Below are 15,223 nucleotides of genomic sequence, written 5' to 3'. Positions count from 1 at the left end.
TGGCCTCCTATTTTAAGTCTTTCATATCAATAAAGTCCATATCCGTAAACGTGTAGTTCTCTCCAGCCATAGCCCAAATAAACGTATAGCTTGAAGTTCCAGCACCGCTATGGATGGACCAGGATGGTGAAATAACAGCTTGTTCGTTAGAAACGAGCAAATGTCTTGTTTCGTCTGGCTCTCCCATGAAATGAAAAACACGTCCTTCTTCAGGCATATCAAAATACAAATAGATTTCACTTCGGCGATCATGAATGTGAGCTGGCATCGTGTTCCACATATTATGAGGCTCTAGCATTGTCATCCCTAGCATGAGTTGGCAACTTTGAATTCCTTCTGCGTGAACGTATTTGTAAATCGTTCGTTCATTTGACTCTTTAATAGAACCGAGGTGGTTAGGCTCCGCGTCTTTGATCGCTAATTTCTGAGTGGGATATTCTTTATGAGCTAGTGTAGAGACAAAATAAAATTTTGCTGCATTCTCGGCGTTACCAGGGTAAAACGTAACGTTTTCCTTGCCTTTTCCTATGTAAAGACAATCACGCTTATCAAGTTCAAACGTTTCTTGATCAACCTGAACAGTTCCATGTCCACCGATGTTTATGATTCCAATTTCTCGGCGTTCTAGAAAATAAGATGTTTTTAATGTCACTGTTGCGGATAGTGAAAGTCCTTCCTGACTTGTTGGGATAGCGCCACCGATGACCATGCGATCGTCATGAGCATAAAGCATATTGATTTCCCCTTCAGTAAAAACCCTCTCCATCATGTACCGTTCTCTTAATTGATCTGTTGTATAGTGTTTGGCTTCTGTCGGGTTTGTTGCATGTCTGATTTCCATATTTTCATCTCCCAGTAATGTTATTTTTGAACTTCTTTTTGATCCATTCTACGAAAAACAAGATTGGCTACCCACATGAGTAGAAAGGCAAGCCAGCTAAAGCTGAAAATCGGTAATAACCCTGGAACTAATAAAAGAACATAATAGAAGGCAATCATGATTGCCCCCATCATCAAAGCATGTAACGGATAAGATAATGCAATGATGGCCGCGTATTTGATAACTTTAAGGGCTGATAATTTATATTGAACAAAAACAGGAGCAACAAAAAGCGCCGTCAAGATATACAAAAATATAATTGTTAAGGTAAAGAGGGAGCATATGAGGAAAAATACTCCTTCATAGCCTCTGAACAGGGTTAAATTAAAGAGCAATAACCCTCCCACGATCGTCGTCAACCAGCCAACAAGATTGGCCTTTATAAATTCTTGTTTATAGGTAGTCCAAAACTCAGGGAAAACAGGAACATCTGTCTCTCCGAGTTGCCAGCGGCGTACGACTGCAAACATGCCCATTGTTGCAGGGAAAATTCCTGCGACCAAAAGCCCAACAATCGAGAATACGAGCCATAGACATTGAACGTATACAAGACGAGCGACCCATTCTGTAATGCGATAAAATTTGCCCCATAAGCCATTTAATTCAACCATTCAGATACACCTCTTTATCCTTCTTTTTCTCGTGATGTTTAGTTAAGTAATACCTGTGCTTTGTGACTTTTCAGATCCAACTCGCTGAGTGACCTGTACCACTTTTCCTCCAGCCCGAATGGATTCTGACGCCGCACAGCCAACGGCGACACTCATTCTTCCAGCATAAGGAGTTGTGAGCGGTTGTTTATTATGAAGAACAAGATTTACAAAATCCTGGCATATGACAGGATCGGCCCCACCATGACTTCCCTCTGCCGTCTTTATGTCGTACGTTTGATCAGCATATTCATGCCAGGTGTTAGATTTTCTCGTCTTCACATATACTTTTCCATCCGGTTCGGAGTTTTCAATTCTTCCTTTTGTGCCAATAAACGTATAGTTGCGTTGATAATCTGGGGTAAAATGACACTGTAAATAAGAAGCTTTAATGCCACCTTCTAATTCCATAATGACCATGTTATTGTCTTCTACATCCACTTCATTGCGAAAAGCGCATTGATTCAATGGAGTAGTGCTAAATTCCGTGCAGTCATGTTTTTGATCACAAGTGGGACACGTAAGATTGTTATCTTTTTCTCCTCCGAAGAAATCAAGGCTACCAAAGGCTGAGACTTTTTTGGTGTAACTTCCTGTTATCCAGTGGATAATATCTAAATCATGAGAACCCTTTTGGAGTAAAAGAGAATTCGTATTTGAAGAGTTAGCGTGCCAGTCATGGTAGTAATACTCTCCACCTAACCCTACGAAATGACGAACCCAAACGGCTTTAATGTCACCTATTACACCAGAGTCCACAATTCCTTTCATCGTTCGAAACATATTCATGTACCTCATATTAAACCCGATCATAAGATGCTTCTCTGTCTTCTCCCACTCATCGAGAATACGATCACATCCATCCACTGAAATAGCTAATGGTTTCTCGCAATACACGTGTTTTCCTGCTCTAAATGCTGCAATGGCATGTTCCTCATGTAAGTGATCAGGTGTTGTAATAACAACGGCATCCACGTCTTGTCGTTCCAAAAGTTCCTTATAATTTGTCGTAATAAATGTTTCTTTGTTTATGTCTTCTTGAAAGGCTTTTAATCTAGAGATGGATAGATCTGCTGCTGCTACAACAACAGATTCTCCATCCGGCTGATGCCAATATTTTGCAATAGAACTTCTTAATCCAATACCGATTAATCCAATTCTTACTTGTGTCATTGTTTCTCCCCTACGAGTATGGCATTCATGCTATGTTCTGCTTCTGACATGATCGTTTTCTATCCTTTGATCGAACCTAGTAGCATCCCTTTTGTTAAATGCTTCTGAACAAATGGATAAATCACAATGATTGGTAGGCTTGCAATAATAACGGCTGCCATTTGAATGGTAGCTGTCGGTATAACTGCATCCACGTTCTCGATTTGGTCTTGATTTTGTACAAGAATATCTCGAACTACAACCTGGAGTGGATTTAGGGCGGGGTCTGTAATGTACATAACGGCCTGGAAAAATTCGTTCCAGTGACCAACGACATAGAATAAGCCAATTGTAATCATAACGGGTTTCGAAAGAGCGAGTACAATTTGCCCGAGAATTCTAAATTCGCCTGCACCATCAATTCGAGCTGCTTCGAAAATATCTTCTGGTAAGTTTTCAAAGAAGCTTTTCATGATCAGAACATTAAAGCTCCAAATCGCATTCGGAATAATCATTGCCCACACGGAATTAAGTAAACCAGTTGCTTTTACAATTAAGTATGTTGGTACGATTCCGCCGTTAAATAAGAGTGTAAAGACGACGAGGAAAATGAAAATGTTGCGACCAGGTAAGTTTTTGCGACTTAATGGATACGCCATTAATGTAGTAAGAATCAAGTTAATGATCGTTCCAACAACTGTAATAAATATGGTGACCATAAACGATTTTGGGATTTTGGGTTGTGATAAAAGGTGAGTATACGCATCAAAGTTAATCGCTTCAGGAATCAGTACAAATCCACCATTTTTCAATACTTCTTCGATCGGGGTTAGAGATACTGCAACGACGAAAAGCAAAGGGAAAACGGATAATACACCAACTAGAATGAGAGAGATCGTTACAAGTAGATCAAAGGCGCGGTCTCCTTTATTTTTCACCATATGTTTTCCCCCCATTTCTTCGCAATTTGGTTCGCTCCGATGACAAGAATAAGGCCGATTGCTGACTTAAATAATCCTACTGATGCAGCAAGGCTGAAATTCATCTGTTCAAGTCCTGTTCGGAAAACCCACGTATCAATAATGTCAGCCACTTCATACACTTGGACGTTATACATGATGTAAACTTGTTCAAAACCAGCATCAAGCATGTGTCCTAGTTTTAAAATAAACAAAAGGATGATAACGTTACGTATTCCTGGTAGTGTAATGTGCCAGATCATATGAAAGCGATTCGCCCCATCTACTTTTGCAGCTTCATAGAGAGAAGGATTAATTCCGGCTATCGCTGCTAAATAAATAATGGCTCCCCACCCTAGACTTTGCCATGCTTCAGATCCTACTAATATCGAACGGAACCAGTCTGTTGATGTTAAGAAAGGAATGCTTGATGCTCCCCCTTCTGTTAACCAACGATTAAATAACCCTGTGCTTTCTGACAAGAAAGCGATACAAATTCCATAAATGATTACCCAAGATAGAAAGTGTGGCATGTAGCTTAGCGTTTGTATCCATCTTTTAAACCACATTGTTTTACATTCATTTAGAAAGATAGCGAGTACAATACTCGGAACCATTCCAAAAAGAATTTTGTATAAACTAATGATCAACGTATTGGATAGTAATTGATAGAAATAAGGGGAATCAAAGAAAATTTGGAAATATTTGTACCATGGATCGGCCCAGTTGCTCCCCGTGATGCCTTCCATCACGTTGTAATCTTTAAACGCAATAATAACACCGTACATTGGTAGATACTTATAGACGAAAAACCAAATTAATCCCGGTGCAAGCATAATGTAGAAGCTTTTGTACTTCCATAAGTTTGTCATCAGCGTTTTCTTCTTTGTTTCCGATTTCGTATAAAGTGACCTCTCTGACTCTACAGCTGTTTTTGCATTCATGAATTCCCTCCTAGACTGTTCTTTGGTGACAGACTTTCTTACCTGAAAATTCGATTTCTTTTGAGATATTATTACAATAGCATATCTGTACACCTGTGAGAGTTTATTAATTTAGATACTAGTAGACTCTCACTTCGATCAGTTCAGCGTGCTTTGATCCATTGGTTTCCTCGATAACCACACGTATTTTATCAGTGGTAAAAGTTTCAAAATGATGGACGCGCTTTCTTTTTCGGTTAGATTTGATTGAATCTAACGTTTGCCACTGACCATCTAAATTCATTTCAATCCGATAGTTGGCAACTAGCTCTGGCATAATATCGAATTCTGTTTTCAAAAAGTGAAGGTTAATCAAGTATTCGTTCACATCATCATTAAAGGTTAAGTGGATTTCATCCATTTGAATCGGCTTGTCCCAAGTTAACTCGATCCACTCTTCCTGACCATTTGGTTCAGACATCCACATATGTGGAGAGCCAAATGGACGGTGATAACCATTAATGACCTTATCAGGTAAGTAAGTTCCGATTGGATCATTTACTCTAAAACAAAACGGCTGTCGTGTAAGATTTTTCATTGACCACTGAACGACTAACTGCTCGGGTTGTTGGGACAAGTTAGGGTCGACGATAGGAATATCTCCTTTTTCAAAAGTTAACACCCCGGATAGTGGCTGTTTTGACTTCCATAAAGCTAGCTGTTCATTTTCCTTAATCACGATAAAAACATTTTGTTCTCCGTTTGGTGTCCAAGGAATGTTAACTGTGATCCACTGCTTCTCACCTTTTGGAATGATTACTTTTCTCTCATTTTGCAATGTACGAGGAATGTAATTTTCACCTCTACCTGTATCCCATACTTCTATAATCGCTTCTGTTTCTATAGTAGCATCGACTAAAAGTTCAATTGAAGTGAGCTTCTGATCAACTGGAAACAAGATACCCACATCATTTTTTAAAGAGTACAGTTCAGCTGGTGTGTTAATGGCGATCTTTTGATATGTGCTTGATGCGCTTATCTTTGCAAGTTTAGCTTGATCCCTTACATCTTCGTTTCTAGCTCCAATAATTGAAGCATCTTGTTTGAGTAACGTTTGCTGTACACTTTTGAAATGATTTTCATACAGTTCACGTGGCGTCAGTTGTTTCTCCACACATAGAGCGGCGCCTACTCCGGCAGCTTCACCCATAACCGCACAAGTTGCCATCACTCGTGTAGTTCCGAAGGCTACATGAGTTGCACTTATGTTACGGCCCGCCATAAACAAGTTCGAAACGTTGCGTGAGTATAAAGAGCGGAATGGAATGTGATATAGACCATCAGGGAAAAGGTGCTTGGATGCATTTTCTCCTGTATACATGCCCTTGGGGGGATGTAGATCGATTGACCATCCACCAAAAGCAATCCGGTCATCAAATGGTCTCTGACTAATAATATCATTTTGATTTAGCATATAATCGCCTACAAATCGGCGGTACTCTCTTTTACCTGGTACAGACCCTACCCACTCAAGAACTAGGTTGTCAGCATCGAATTTCCCTGAATTTTTAATGTAGTCCCAGATTCCGTAAATGGCTGCCCACAATTCATCTCGTATTGCTTCGTTTTGATGAACGGTATCCATTTCGCCGCCCCATTCAATCCACCAATAATAGCAGCCAGAGTCCCCAGTTCGAATGATTCTTTTTTCTGGAATGAGAGTTTGGGTAATGTCTCTTGCAAATGCTGGTGCGACATATTTGACTGGTGTTCCGATATCCTTTGTATAAAATAGGATGGTACTTCCAAGTGTGATATTGTCAGCTTCTTCTGGTGCCCACTCTTCGTCGTACTCATGTCTTGCTTCCCTACCTAACTTAAATTCGGCACCTGCGAGGAAACCGACTAATCCATCTCCTGTACAGTCTAGAAATACTTCGCTCTTGTAGGTAATCTTCCGCTCCGATCCCATCATCCATCCTGTGACCGATTGGATGACACGATTGTCATTTTCTCCAGTGGCTTCTACTTCATGAACATCTGTATTAAGGTGAAGTGTAATATTTGGTTCGTTGTACACGGTTTCATAAACGATCAGATCCCAGTAGTATGGGTTTCCTTCAGGGTTCCGATATTGATTTTCAACAAGCATTTCTCCCATGATGCCTGTTTCTCTGGCATATCTCTGTGTTCCTACTGCGTTAGCACCGCTTACCCACACTCTTACTTCACTACTTGAATTTCCGCCAAGTACTGGCCTGTTTTGGATAAGGAAAACGGTTTTACCTAATCGAGCCGCTGATACGGCTGCGCAAACTCCAGCAAGACCTCCCCCAATTACCGTTATATCAGATTCGACTGTTTCATACTTCATGCGATGAACATCCTCCTTGATGTTACCTTCAATAATTTTTTAAGTTTTCTAAATATAATTGTATCGCTTGCCAACTTCTATTAAAATGTAATATAGAGTCATTTGTTTATACTTTATTTCATAAGGTGGTGAAATTAATCCTGGACGCTCGTACGTTACAAAACTATGTACCGTCGGTCATTTATTTAGCTCATTGGAAAGAAAAACATCGATTTGTATTTGAAGAAGATGTCCACCCTAAGTGGGTCTTATTTGCGGTCGAAAAAGGTGAATTCGAATTTTCAATCGGTGATAAGAACGGTGTAGCACAGGTCGGTGATCTCGTGTTTTGTCCACCTAACACACCTTTTAAGAGGAAGTTAATTGAGCCTTTGTCATTTTTTGCATTTATTTTCGAATGGGAATTAAAAAAAGAGTATTTATCAGATCCGTCATTATTAAAGCCATTGGAAGAAGATGAATCAATTATTAGTGGAAAATGGACGTTAAGAGATTTTAAAAGACTTTCTTCTAATTTCGAATATTTAGCTTTATATTCGAACCATACTTACTCTCAGAATATGTCCCGTATTAATTACATACTGAGAGATATGTGGAATGTGTTTTGTTGGGAGCTTGAAGAAAAGCATGTGAAACAAATCGGCCAAAAAGATAAGCTGATGATTGATGCGAAAAATGCTATTCAAGAGAAAGGCTTAATGTCTTTATTTAGTATGAATGACCTTTCCGTCCAATTAGGACTTAGTCCTGTTCAACTTACTAGAAGGTTTAAAGCAGCTTTTCGGATGACCCCAAAGGAATATTTGATTTCACTAAGAGTAGAAGAAGCGAAAAAATTACTTGCCAACACGGATTGGACGATGGATGAAATCGCAAGACATTCAGGCTATGAAAATCGGTATTACTTTAGTCGTGCGTTTCGAACAAAAGAAGGAAAAAGCCCATCAGAATTTAAAAAAATTCACCAAATGTAAATACAAATAAACCGCCTTTCAGGCGGTTTATTTGTGCGTATGAACATTTATTTCAAGCTTAATTCTTTCATTTATTTCGTCTCTTTTAGCGAGAAGCCATGCAGCTTCTTTTGGATAATGGTTAAATGTTAGTGGTTTTTTCAAATCGTTCTCTAATAGATCTAGTGTTTGTTCACGTCCAATATAGCTTTCAAGAAGTTGTAATGCAGAATGATCTTGAAAGGCCTCTCTTAACACTTCTAAACGAAGTGACTCAATTGGTCCGTTCTCACCGGGATAAACTAGAAAAGCATCGCCTGATGGAAAAGAGTAATTCGCATCTGTGTTCCGAAACGGATCAATTATTTTTTTGGAAAAAGAAGAGTACCAGAAGTTAAATCCCCAATGAAGGAAGCCCTGTAGATTAAACTTATATAATTGCATTCCTAGTATTCTATTTCTAGAGGATGGCATGTTAAAAAAACGATTGGAAACTTCTTTGTATTGAGAAGTACAGTAATAAGTCCATAAACCAGGAACGTTGTTTTCAAGAAATGGAGTAATATGATCGTTGGCTGATACTGGATTTTTAATAAGCCCTTTTTCGTAAAATGCATAATCTGAAAGTGCGTCTATTACTGGTAGGTCACCGAGGTAATCATTCATCACACGGCTTGCATTCGTATAAGACTCCAAATGTTCCATTCGAGGTTCATCAGAAATATGAAAATAACAATAATCTGTTAGATCGGATTCTTCAAGTAATTGAATAAGCGCAGGTAAGAATTGTGCTAGAAATAAACGGTAGTCTTGACTTGTAGCGTCTGTTTCCCAACCAAATAGTTTTTGTTTTTTTCCATTTACATTACCTATAATTTTAGGTGGATGCTTTGCACCCCACTGACTAAAAAGATGAGAGAATTCAAAATATCGAATGCCGTTATTTTGACACATTTTAAACCAACGGAGCAGCTTTTCGAAATGAAATGTATATTTCTCTCCTTCTTTTGTTACATCAACAAGCTGTACGGTGGGTCTCTCTCTACCAATTTCAGTATCCAGCGGAGGGGTGAATAAAGGAGTTAAAATCATATTGATGTGATGATCAGCAGCTGTCTTTACATATTTCTCTACTGTGTCCCAGTATTTATCACTGAAAATCTCTAATTGATAAATTGAAGCGATACAATCCGTGTGTAGCCATTCGGTGTGAATCACTTCTTGTTCTGGAAGATTTGCATCAATGAAGTTCAATTGAAAAGTTTCTTTAAAATGATCACCGTTAGTGCAAATGAGGGTGATGTCAATTTGGTGGTCGCCTGGTCTAGCGTCTTGTTCTATGTCCACTGTTATCCAAATCGATCGCCACTGATTTGGAAAAGCTGTAAGCCCTTCTTCTTCTACAATTGGAAATAAGGGATCAGGGTATAATCCTGGTGTATGACGCAGGGTATGATCATCGTAATCAAAGTGACATGGGTATTCAGAAGGCACCAGTCCAACTACTCGTGCTGTTACATTTAACTGAGAGTGAATTTCGACCTTCATTTGTTTCACTAATTTATCTGACCGATACGCTACTTGAAAGGAATATGTTTCACCTAATAAAGCAGATGCAAATGAAACATATGGCTCAGTTAAATCTTCATCAGCAAAAACTTTGGTGAGCGAGCTTACTAATTTCGTCTCAATAATGATTAACCACTCCTTTATCGTTTATTTAGCTTGAATAATAGGCAAGGGTCGATGAATGGTGGTTTTTTCCCTTAGTTAATCGGAATTCACCACATATAGAGGAATGAGTCGAGACAAATATTTTTATCTCGGATTCGCTTTGTATTACTTCTATATTTTCAACTTCTCTATTTGGTAAATCCGTAGCCATTTGAAAGACGTTAATAAACGTGATGGATTGAAGTGGCTTACTTCTTTGTATAAGAGTGGCTCGATTAGCAACGGGAGGGTTATCGGGAGTGCTTGCTAAATAGAGCATCGTTTTTGATGAACACCAGCTATGTTGATTTACAGTTTCTTCGTTCGCTTTCCATTGTAATAATGTAGAACCATTCTTCATCATTTCTCTCTTATTGTTGAATAAATCTTGATTTAATTTGCTTAATTTTGCTTGTGATGTTTTCCAGTTTTGGGTGTCAAGTACATGGCCGTCGACATGATATAAGAGATCCACTTCTCTTTTTTCAGGTACGTTTACCGTAACGATGTCAAGAAACAATCGATCGGTAATAGCATTGAAACGTTGGATAGAACAATCTTTGTAACTCTCAACATCCCAGGAACTCATTGACTCAGGTAACTGAATTAAATTTTGAAAAAGATAGGTATCACTTTTCCAGTCTACGACGCTTTCTACCCAGCTTCCCCATTCACATTGTTCAGCTTTTATACGCTTCCCATCTGCTGGTGGTTGATCACTTCCATTTATACTAACGGTGTTATGTGAATACGTATGCTTGAACCAGTCATAGTGTACAGGCACACTATAGCGTGTTGTGCCAGGATCTCGTATAAACGGTTTGTTTTTTAAGCTAAGCGATAAACCTAGTTGATCGAGATGATCGTGTTCACCACCAAATGGCGCATGCTTTTGAAAGACCTGCCATCCATTTTCACAGGAAATTTTTGTTAAGCTAGAACTTGAAGTTAATGTCTTATTTTGATTGTTCTTACAAGATGGGACTATACAATTGTTATTATTTAAAACAAATTGGTTAACAAAGAACAATGAATACGAATCTCGCGGAACGCGTTTAAACTTTGATGGTTGCATGCCGTATAAGCTTCTTAATATTATTTGATACTGCTCTTCCCCATAAATAGAAAAAGCGAACTCGTAGAGATGTGCATATTTGGATAAGGAAATAGATGAGGATGAGTCATTCAAAGATGGGAGCAACCCTTCATTATCAATAAATAATAAGGGCGTATCGAACATCTTTTTAATTTCTGGGAATGACCAAAGACGAGTATCATCTGTGATATGTGCTAATTGAACGATCGATTCAAGTGTATAAAAATGGTAGGAGAAGGAGCCTTCATACCATAAACCATCCTCAAGTACGCCCTTACGAATCTGATTTCTTAATCCATAATCTCCATTAAACCCTTGTTCAATTAAGTGAACATTACCCAATATTGAACCGATCATACAAATGGCAACAGTTATATGGACGGCATGATTATGAATCTGTTGTTCTTTCCATGTAGATAAAAAGGTAGCCGCATCAAGAAATAGCTGATTATTTACAAGTTCCAATTCTTCTTTGGTAAAATGTTCTTTACCAATGTGATAGGCATAACAAAGATTAATCATCCAATTGGCTTCATCAAGCGTTTGAGCGAAAAGTTTACCTGGCCCATTATAAGGGATCTTTCCATGTGTTCGGTAATGAGGGTAGCACTCTGCATAATCCAAAAGGATCTTGTTTGCTTTCAATAAATAATCATCTCTTTTAGTCGCCGCATAGGCAAACGAAAGATGTTTAACTGCCTCTCCTAGTTTTCCGTGAGCCATTCCCATCCAGCCACCTAGAAATGGAGAGTCTTCAAAGACTCTCCTGCATGAAGGACAATCAAATTTCTTATTATTCGTCCAGCTGAAATTGAGTGCAGCTCCATCATATGGGCAGTGAAAATAGTGCCCCCAGTCTGCGATATCTGTCTTTGAAGGTCTAAATGGTATTTGTAGCGCTTCATCAGCCTCGGCGATTAGCTTTTTTTTCGCATGTAGTGTTTCTTCATGTTGAGCGTTAAAGTAAATCGTATCTGACAAACGGGAACTCATGAATGCTTTCCTTCTAATAAGTCCTCTCTTACTGGACTAAAGGAATCTAATAGACTACCATCTGAGAGCGCTTTAACGCCATGAAGTGTATTTGGTGGGATATAAAGTGACTCTCCTTTTTCAATGATCGTATGAGCAGTGCCAATTGTGAATTCAAATTGCCCATCAAGACAATAGGAAATCTGTTCATGAGGATGCTGATGCTTATTTCCGATCGCTCCACTTTTGAAGCGAACTTCCATAATCATTAGATCTTCACCACTTGTTAAGATATTTCGTTTAACACCGTCTTCTACTGACTCCCATATACCAATTTGTCCCATAATCGAACTCCTTTCCAGATTACCAATATAAATTCCAGTCTTTCGAGAGACGAACAAGCGCTTCGAAATAATAATAATCGCCCCAAATACAACTTTCATCTACTCCGCGGTTACCACCTTTATAGTAAACGGCATGGCGCAACAATCCATTTTCATTTGAGTTTACATCAGTCGTGTAATGTTCAACTAGTGATTCTGTTGTGTTGTTGATAGCGTTCTCATAATAAGGTCTCTCTTCATCTGTAAGTGGTAAATGTTTCACTAATTCAAGTAGTCCACAGAGTGCGATAGCAGCTGATGAGCTATCTCTTTCTTCATTGCCATCTGTGAAAATTAAATCCCAATAACAAATGTAGTCTTTAGGTAAACGATTTAAATAGTAATTTGTAAGTTTCTTAGTTAACGTGATTAAACTCCAGTCTTTCGTATAAGCATAACTTAGAGGGAAGCCGTATATTCCCCATGCTTGCCCGCGAGCCCAACAAGAGTCATCCGCATATCCCTGGTGTGTGTCACCATACAGTGGCTTTCCTGAGTCTGGATCCATATAATAAGTATGATGCGTAGACGCATCTTCTCTCACAAGGTATCGTGCTGCCTGTTGGATATGGCTTTCAGCTACGCTCTTATACTTCTGATCTCCAGTTTCTTCTGTCGCCCAATAGAGTAAAGGGAGATTCATATTACAGTCAATAATCATCCTTCCCCGCTGTGACGGGTCTGTTAAGTCGCCCCATGCTTGAATGATACCTGCTTTTTCATGAAAGCGCGTCATGAGCAAGTCTGCTGCTTCAATAGCTACATTTTTGGCTTCTTCATTACCAGTTAATTTATAAGCACTAACACATGAAAGCGTGTAGAGAAATCCGAGATCATGGTGATTTACAGCAATTCGATTCTTTAAGCGCTGTTTGAAACTAGTTAAGTGTCCTTCAGCTACACTGCGGTATTTCTGTTCTCCTGTTACTTCATAAGCGAGCCATAACATTCCGGTCCAGAAACTCGTTGTCCATTCATTGTTCTCAATGGACGGGTACACTCCATCTTGGCTACTTGAATCAGGAAAAGAGTTAGTAAAAGCTTCAAGATTTTGATCAATTTTCTGAAGAACATGGTGAATCGCTTGATCGACGTACGTGCGGTTTATCGTAGGCTGTTTTTGATAGCGATCTTTTAGTCGAATGCCTTCATCTAGTACACTTTGTGTATTTGTTTTAATCTTCATTTGCACCTCCATCAGATGAGTTGTGAAGTCTTAAACCGGCTCCAACAAGTCCTGAGTCTCCTTTCAATTGACTAACAGATATTCGATGAACGGCACTGCTCTGTTCAGTAATCAGGAGAGGTTTTAGTGTCGCTTTAATATGGTCTATTAACTCTGGATTATGATTAATGACCCCGCCACCAAGAACAATTTGGTGAGGGTCGAGCATGCAAATCATGCCATGAATGCCTTTACTAATATCATTTAAAACTTCAGCCATGACATGACAGGCGTATTTCTCCCCATGAAAGTAATCTCTCAAGACTGTAGCTGTTGTGATTTGTTCAGTCTCTTTCATTTGAAGTGTTGCTCTTTTGGTTGCTGCCTTTGATTGAATAGCAGGACCGGATGCTACATTTTCAAAAGTAACTACTGAATTTTCTTTCGAAGCACTTGTCAACATTAAGCCTACTTCGCCTGCAAAACCAGCACCTCGTAAAATGACTCCATTATGAAGAATGCAACATGAAATCCCTGTACTAATAGTTAAATAAGCAAACGTTTCATTTTTTTTACATCCTCTTTGATACCATTCCGCAAATGCTGCCATATGAACATCATTATCAAGGATGACAGACTTTGTAGGATAAAGTTCTTCCAATTTTGAACCAATTGGAAAATGAGACCAAGGTAGATTGTTTTGATAGATGGCTATTCCATTTTCAATATCGACTTTTCCAGGCACACCAATACCGATACCAAGTAGGTTTTCTGGTTTGTAACGAGACTCTTTTAATACTTGATCAATACAGTTCTTTAATTGCTGAAACATCTTGTCTTTATCCGTTGTTACACTTGGAACTTCTTTTCGAAATAGCACGCGCCCATCTTTTGTAATGAGCGCAGCTGCAATTTTGGTTCCCCCTACATCAATACCGAGTGAAAGATTCATGTTGGCCTCCTGTTATTAAGGCAGAGATATTTTCACGACTTGATTAAGATTACGAGGTTGATCTGGGTTTAAGCCAAGTTTGATTGACTGATAATAAGCTAGAAGCTGAAAGTAAGGAATATAAAGTGTCGCTCTCGCTTCATCTGATAAATTGCTTCCTATATTAATCACATGATCAGCCGTTAAATTTGTCCCGAGATCTCCAATCACAATCGTTTTTCCACCGTTATTTTTAATATCATGAAGTAATGTGTGGTCAATCTCGCTCATTTTTGTTGTAGAAAACAGCACCACTACGGTTTCCTCATCCACAATGGAAATCGGGCCATGACGAAATTCAAGGTTCGAATAACTTTCGCATTCCGTTTGCGTCATTTCTTTGAGTTTCAAGGTACCTTCTTTGGCTAATCCATTATAAATACCTGCGCCTAAGAAGATAAACCGCTCCGCTTTTGCACCTTGAACTATATCCTTCATAACATGTGCATGACTCACATTCTCATTTAACAATTCAGGCACCTGTTTCAGTTCTTTTAATGCCGCATTATTCTCTGCAAATCTTGCAGCATATAGTTGAATTGCATAAAGCATGTTAGTGAAGGATTGAGTCATAACAACGCTTTTTTCACTTATATGATCAAGACTAATTTGATCGTCAGCTAGTTGTGCCATTTCAGCATCACTGTTGCAGGTTACGGCTAGAGTGGATATGTTCTCTCTATCCTTAATGGCTTTTAAAGCAGTAATAATTTCTGAAGTGGTTCCGGAGCGAGAGATACTTACTACTCTATATCGTTTATGAGGGGTGAATACCTGCTTTTCATGAAGAAAAATTTCTGAAGCCGGTACCGCGTTGGCTTGAATTCCAGTGATTTCTTGAAAGTATCTAGCAGCTGAAATTGCAATGTAGTAGGATGTGCCACACCCTGTAAATACATAATTGACTTCGACATTTTCATTAGGAATATTCATATTGCTGACGATCTGATAGGTTTTTTCTGAAGCGTTTCCTTGAGACATGATTTCCTTCAACGTATACGTATCCACTAAT

General features: G+C 38.9%; 13 protein-coding genes. 1 reads left to right on the top strand and 12 read right to left on the bottom strand.

Going from position 1 to position 15,223, the window contains the following annotated elements; genetic code table 11:
* Nucleotides 1–7 precede the first annotated feature (7 nt).
* The 6 genes from kduI to IQ283_RS19505 form a co-directional block, all read right to left on the bottom strand.
* On the bottom strand, nt 8–841 hold the full coding sequence (gene kduI / locus IQ283_RS19530) for a 5-dehydro-4-deoxy-D-glucuronate isomerase (RefSeq protein WP_194221732.1): 834 nt from the start codon (nt 839–841) through the stop codon (nt 8–10).
* A 20-nt stretch (nt 842–861) separates the two neighbouring features.
* Nucleotides 862–1,491, bottom strand: a complete 630-nt coding sequence (locus IQ283_RS19525; protein WP_194221731.1) for a YesL family protein — start codon at nt 1,489–1,491, stop codon at nt 862–864.
* A 42-nt stretch (nt 1,492–1,533) separates the two neighbouring features.
* Complete coding sequence (locus tag IQ283_RS19520) at nt 1,534–2,703, bottom strand: Gfo/Idh/MocA family protein (RefSeq protein ID WP_194221730.1); 1,170 nt, start codon at nt 2,701–2,703, stop codon at nt 1,534–1,536.
* 59 nt (nt 2,704–2,762) lie between these two features.
* Nucleotides 2,763–3,623 carry a carbohydrate ABC transporter permease gene (locus tag IQ283_RS19515; RefSeq protein WP_048309424.1) on the bottom strand — a complete coding sequence of 287 codons (861 nt, stop codon included), beginning with the start codon at nt 3,621–3,623 and terminating at the stop codon, nt 2,763–2,765.
* Complete coding sequence (locus IQ283_RS19510) at nt 3,617–4,585, bottom strand: ABC transporter permease (RefSeq protein ID WP_194221729.1); 969 nt, start codon at nt 4,583–4,585, stop codon at nt 3,617–3,619. The genes IQ283_RS19515 and IQ283_RS19510 overlap by 7 nt, the downstream gene beginning before the upstream one ends.
* Nucleotides 4,586–4,703: 118 nt before the next feature.
* A complete protein-coding gene (locus IQ283_RS19505; RefSeq protein WP_194221728.1) occupies nt 4,704–6,938 on the bottom strand; it encodes an FAD-dependent oxidoreductase in 2,235 nt (744 codons plus the stop codon).
* A 128-nt stretch (nt 6,939–7,066) separates the two neighbouring features.
* Between IQ283_RS19505 and IQ283_RS19500 the strand changes: the two genes are divergently transcribed.
* Nucleotides 7,067–7,912 (top strand): AraC family transcriptional regulator, encoded by an 846-nt coding sequence (locus tag IQ283_RS19500; protein ID WP_194221727.1) that lies wholly within the window; start codon nt 7,067–7,069, stop codon nt 7,910–7,912.
* Nucleotides 7,913–7,939: 27 nt separating this feature from the next.
* Here the strand turns inward: IQ283_RS19500 and IQ283_RS19495 are convergent, their stop codons facing one another.
* The 6 genes from IQ283_RS19495 to IQ283_RS19470 form a co-directional block, all read right to left on the bottom strand.
* A complete protein-coding gene (locus IQ283_RS19495) occupies nt 7,940–9,439 on the bottom strand; it encodes a DUF4091 domain-containing protein (protein ID WP_242057396.1) in 1,500 nt (499 codons plus the stop codon).
* A gap of 172 nt (nt 9,440–9,611) precedes the next feature.
* Nucleotides 9,612–11,693 (bottom strand): heparinase II/III domain-containing protein, encoded by a 2,082-nt coding sequence (locus IQ283_RS19490; RefSeq protein WP_194221726.1) that lies wholly within the window; start codon nt 11,691–11,693, stop codon nt 9,612–9,614.
* Nucleotides 11,690–12,016 (bottom strand): cupin domain-containing protein, encoded by a 327-nt coding sequence (locus IQ283_RS19485; protein WP_194221725.1) that lies wholly within the window; start codon nt 12,014–12,016, stop codon nt 11,690–11,692. Before IQ283_RS19485 ends, IQ283_RS19490 begins: the two co-directional genes overlap by 4 nt.
* Nucleotides 12,017–12,035: 19 nt before the next feature.
* Complete coding sequence (locus tag IQ283_RS19480) at nt 12,036–13,241, bottom strand: glycoside hydrolase family 88 protein (protein ID WP_194221724.1); 1,206 nt, start codon at nt 13,239–13,241, stop codon at nt 12,036–12,038.
* On the bottom strand, nt 13,231–14,172 hold the full coding sequence (locus IQ283_RS19475; protein WP_194221723.1) for an ROK family protein: 942 nt from the start codon (nt 14,170–14,172) through the stop codon (nt 13,231–13,233). Before IQ283_RS19475 ends, IQ283_RS19480 begins: the two co-directional genes overlap by 11 nt.
* Before the next feature lie 15 nt (nt 14,173–14,187).
* Nucleotides 14,188–15,219, bottom strand: coding sequence for an SIS domain-containing protein (locus tag IQ283_RS19470; RefSeq protein ID WP_242057395.1), 1,032 nt, complete (start codon nt 15,217–15,219; stop codon nt 14,188–14,190).
* Nucleotides 15,220–15,223: the final 4 nt, after the last annotated feature.

The sequence above is a fragment of the Pseudalkalibacillus hwajinpoensis genome, from assembly GCF_015234585.1.
Lineage (GTDB): Bacteria > Bacillota > Bacilli > Bacillales > Guptibacillaceae > Guptibacillus > Guptibacillus hwajinpoensis_B.
Note: the sequence above shows the minus strand (reverse complement) of the source record. Positions and strands in the feature narration are given on the sequence as shown.

What these genes read in the sequence shown, in the direction of transcription:
- IQ283_RS19495 (WP_242057396.1), bottom strand. Translation starts at nt 9,439, where the DNA reads ATGAAGGTCGAAATTCACTCTCAGTTAAATGTAACAGCACGAGTAGTT.
- kduI (WP_194221732.1), bottom strand. Translation starts at nt 841, where the DNA reads ATGGAAATCAGACATGCAACAAACCCGACAGAAGCCAAACACTATACA.
- IQ283_RS19515 (WP_048309424.1), bottom strand. Translation starts at nt 3,623, where the DNA reads ATGGTGAAAAATAAAGGAGACCGCGCCTTTGATCTACTTGTAACGATC.
- IQ283_RS19475 (WP_194221723.1), bottom strand. Translation starts at nt 14,172, where the DNA reads ATGAATCTTTCACTCGGTATTGATGTAGGGGGAACCAAAATTGCAGCT.
- IQ283_RS19525 (WP_194221731.1), bottom strand. Translation starts at nt 1,491, where the DNA reads ATGGTTGAATTAAATGGCTTATGGGGCAAATTTTATCGCATTACAGAA.
- IQ283_RS19510 (WP_194221729.1), bottom strand. Translation starts at nt 4,585, where the DNA reads ATGAATGCAAAAACAGCTGTAGAGTCAGAGAGGTCACTTTATACGAAA.
- IQ283_RS19480 (WP_194221724.1), bottom strand. Translation starts at nt 13,241, where the DNA reads ATGAAGATTAAAACAAATACACAAAGTGTACTAGATGAAGGCATTCGA.
- IQ283_RS19485 (WP_194221725.1), bottom strand. Translation starts at nt 12,016, where the DNA reads ATGGGACAAATTGGTATATGGGAGTCAGTAGAAGACGGTGTTAAACGA.
- IQ283_RS19520 (WP_194221730.1), bottom strand. Translation starts at nt 2,703, where the DNA reads ATGACACAAGTAAGAATTGGATTAATCGGTATTGGATTAAGAAGTTCT.
- IQ283_RS19505 (WP_194221728.1), bottom strand. Translation starts at nt 6,938, where the DNA reads ATGAAGTATGAAACAGTCGAATCTGATATAACGGTAATTGGGGGAGGT.
- IQ283_RS19490 (WP_194221726.1), bottom strand. Translation starts at nt 11,693, where the DNA reads ATGAGTTCCCGTTTGTCAGATACGATTTACTTTAACGCTCAACATGAA.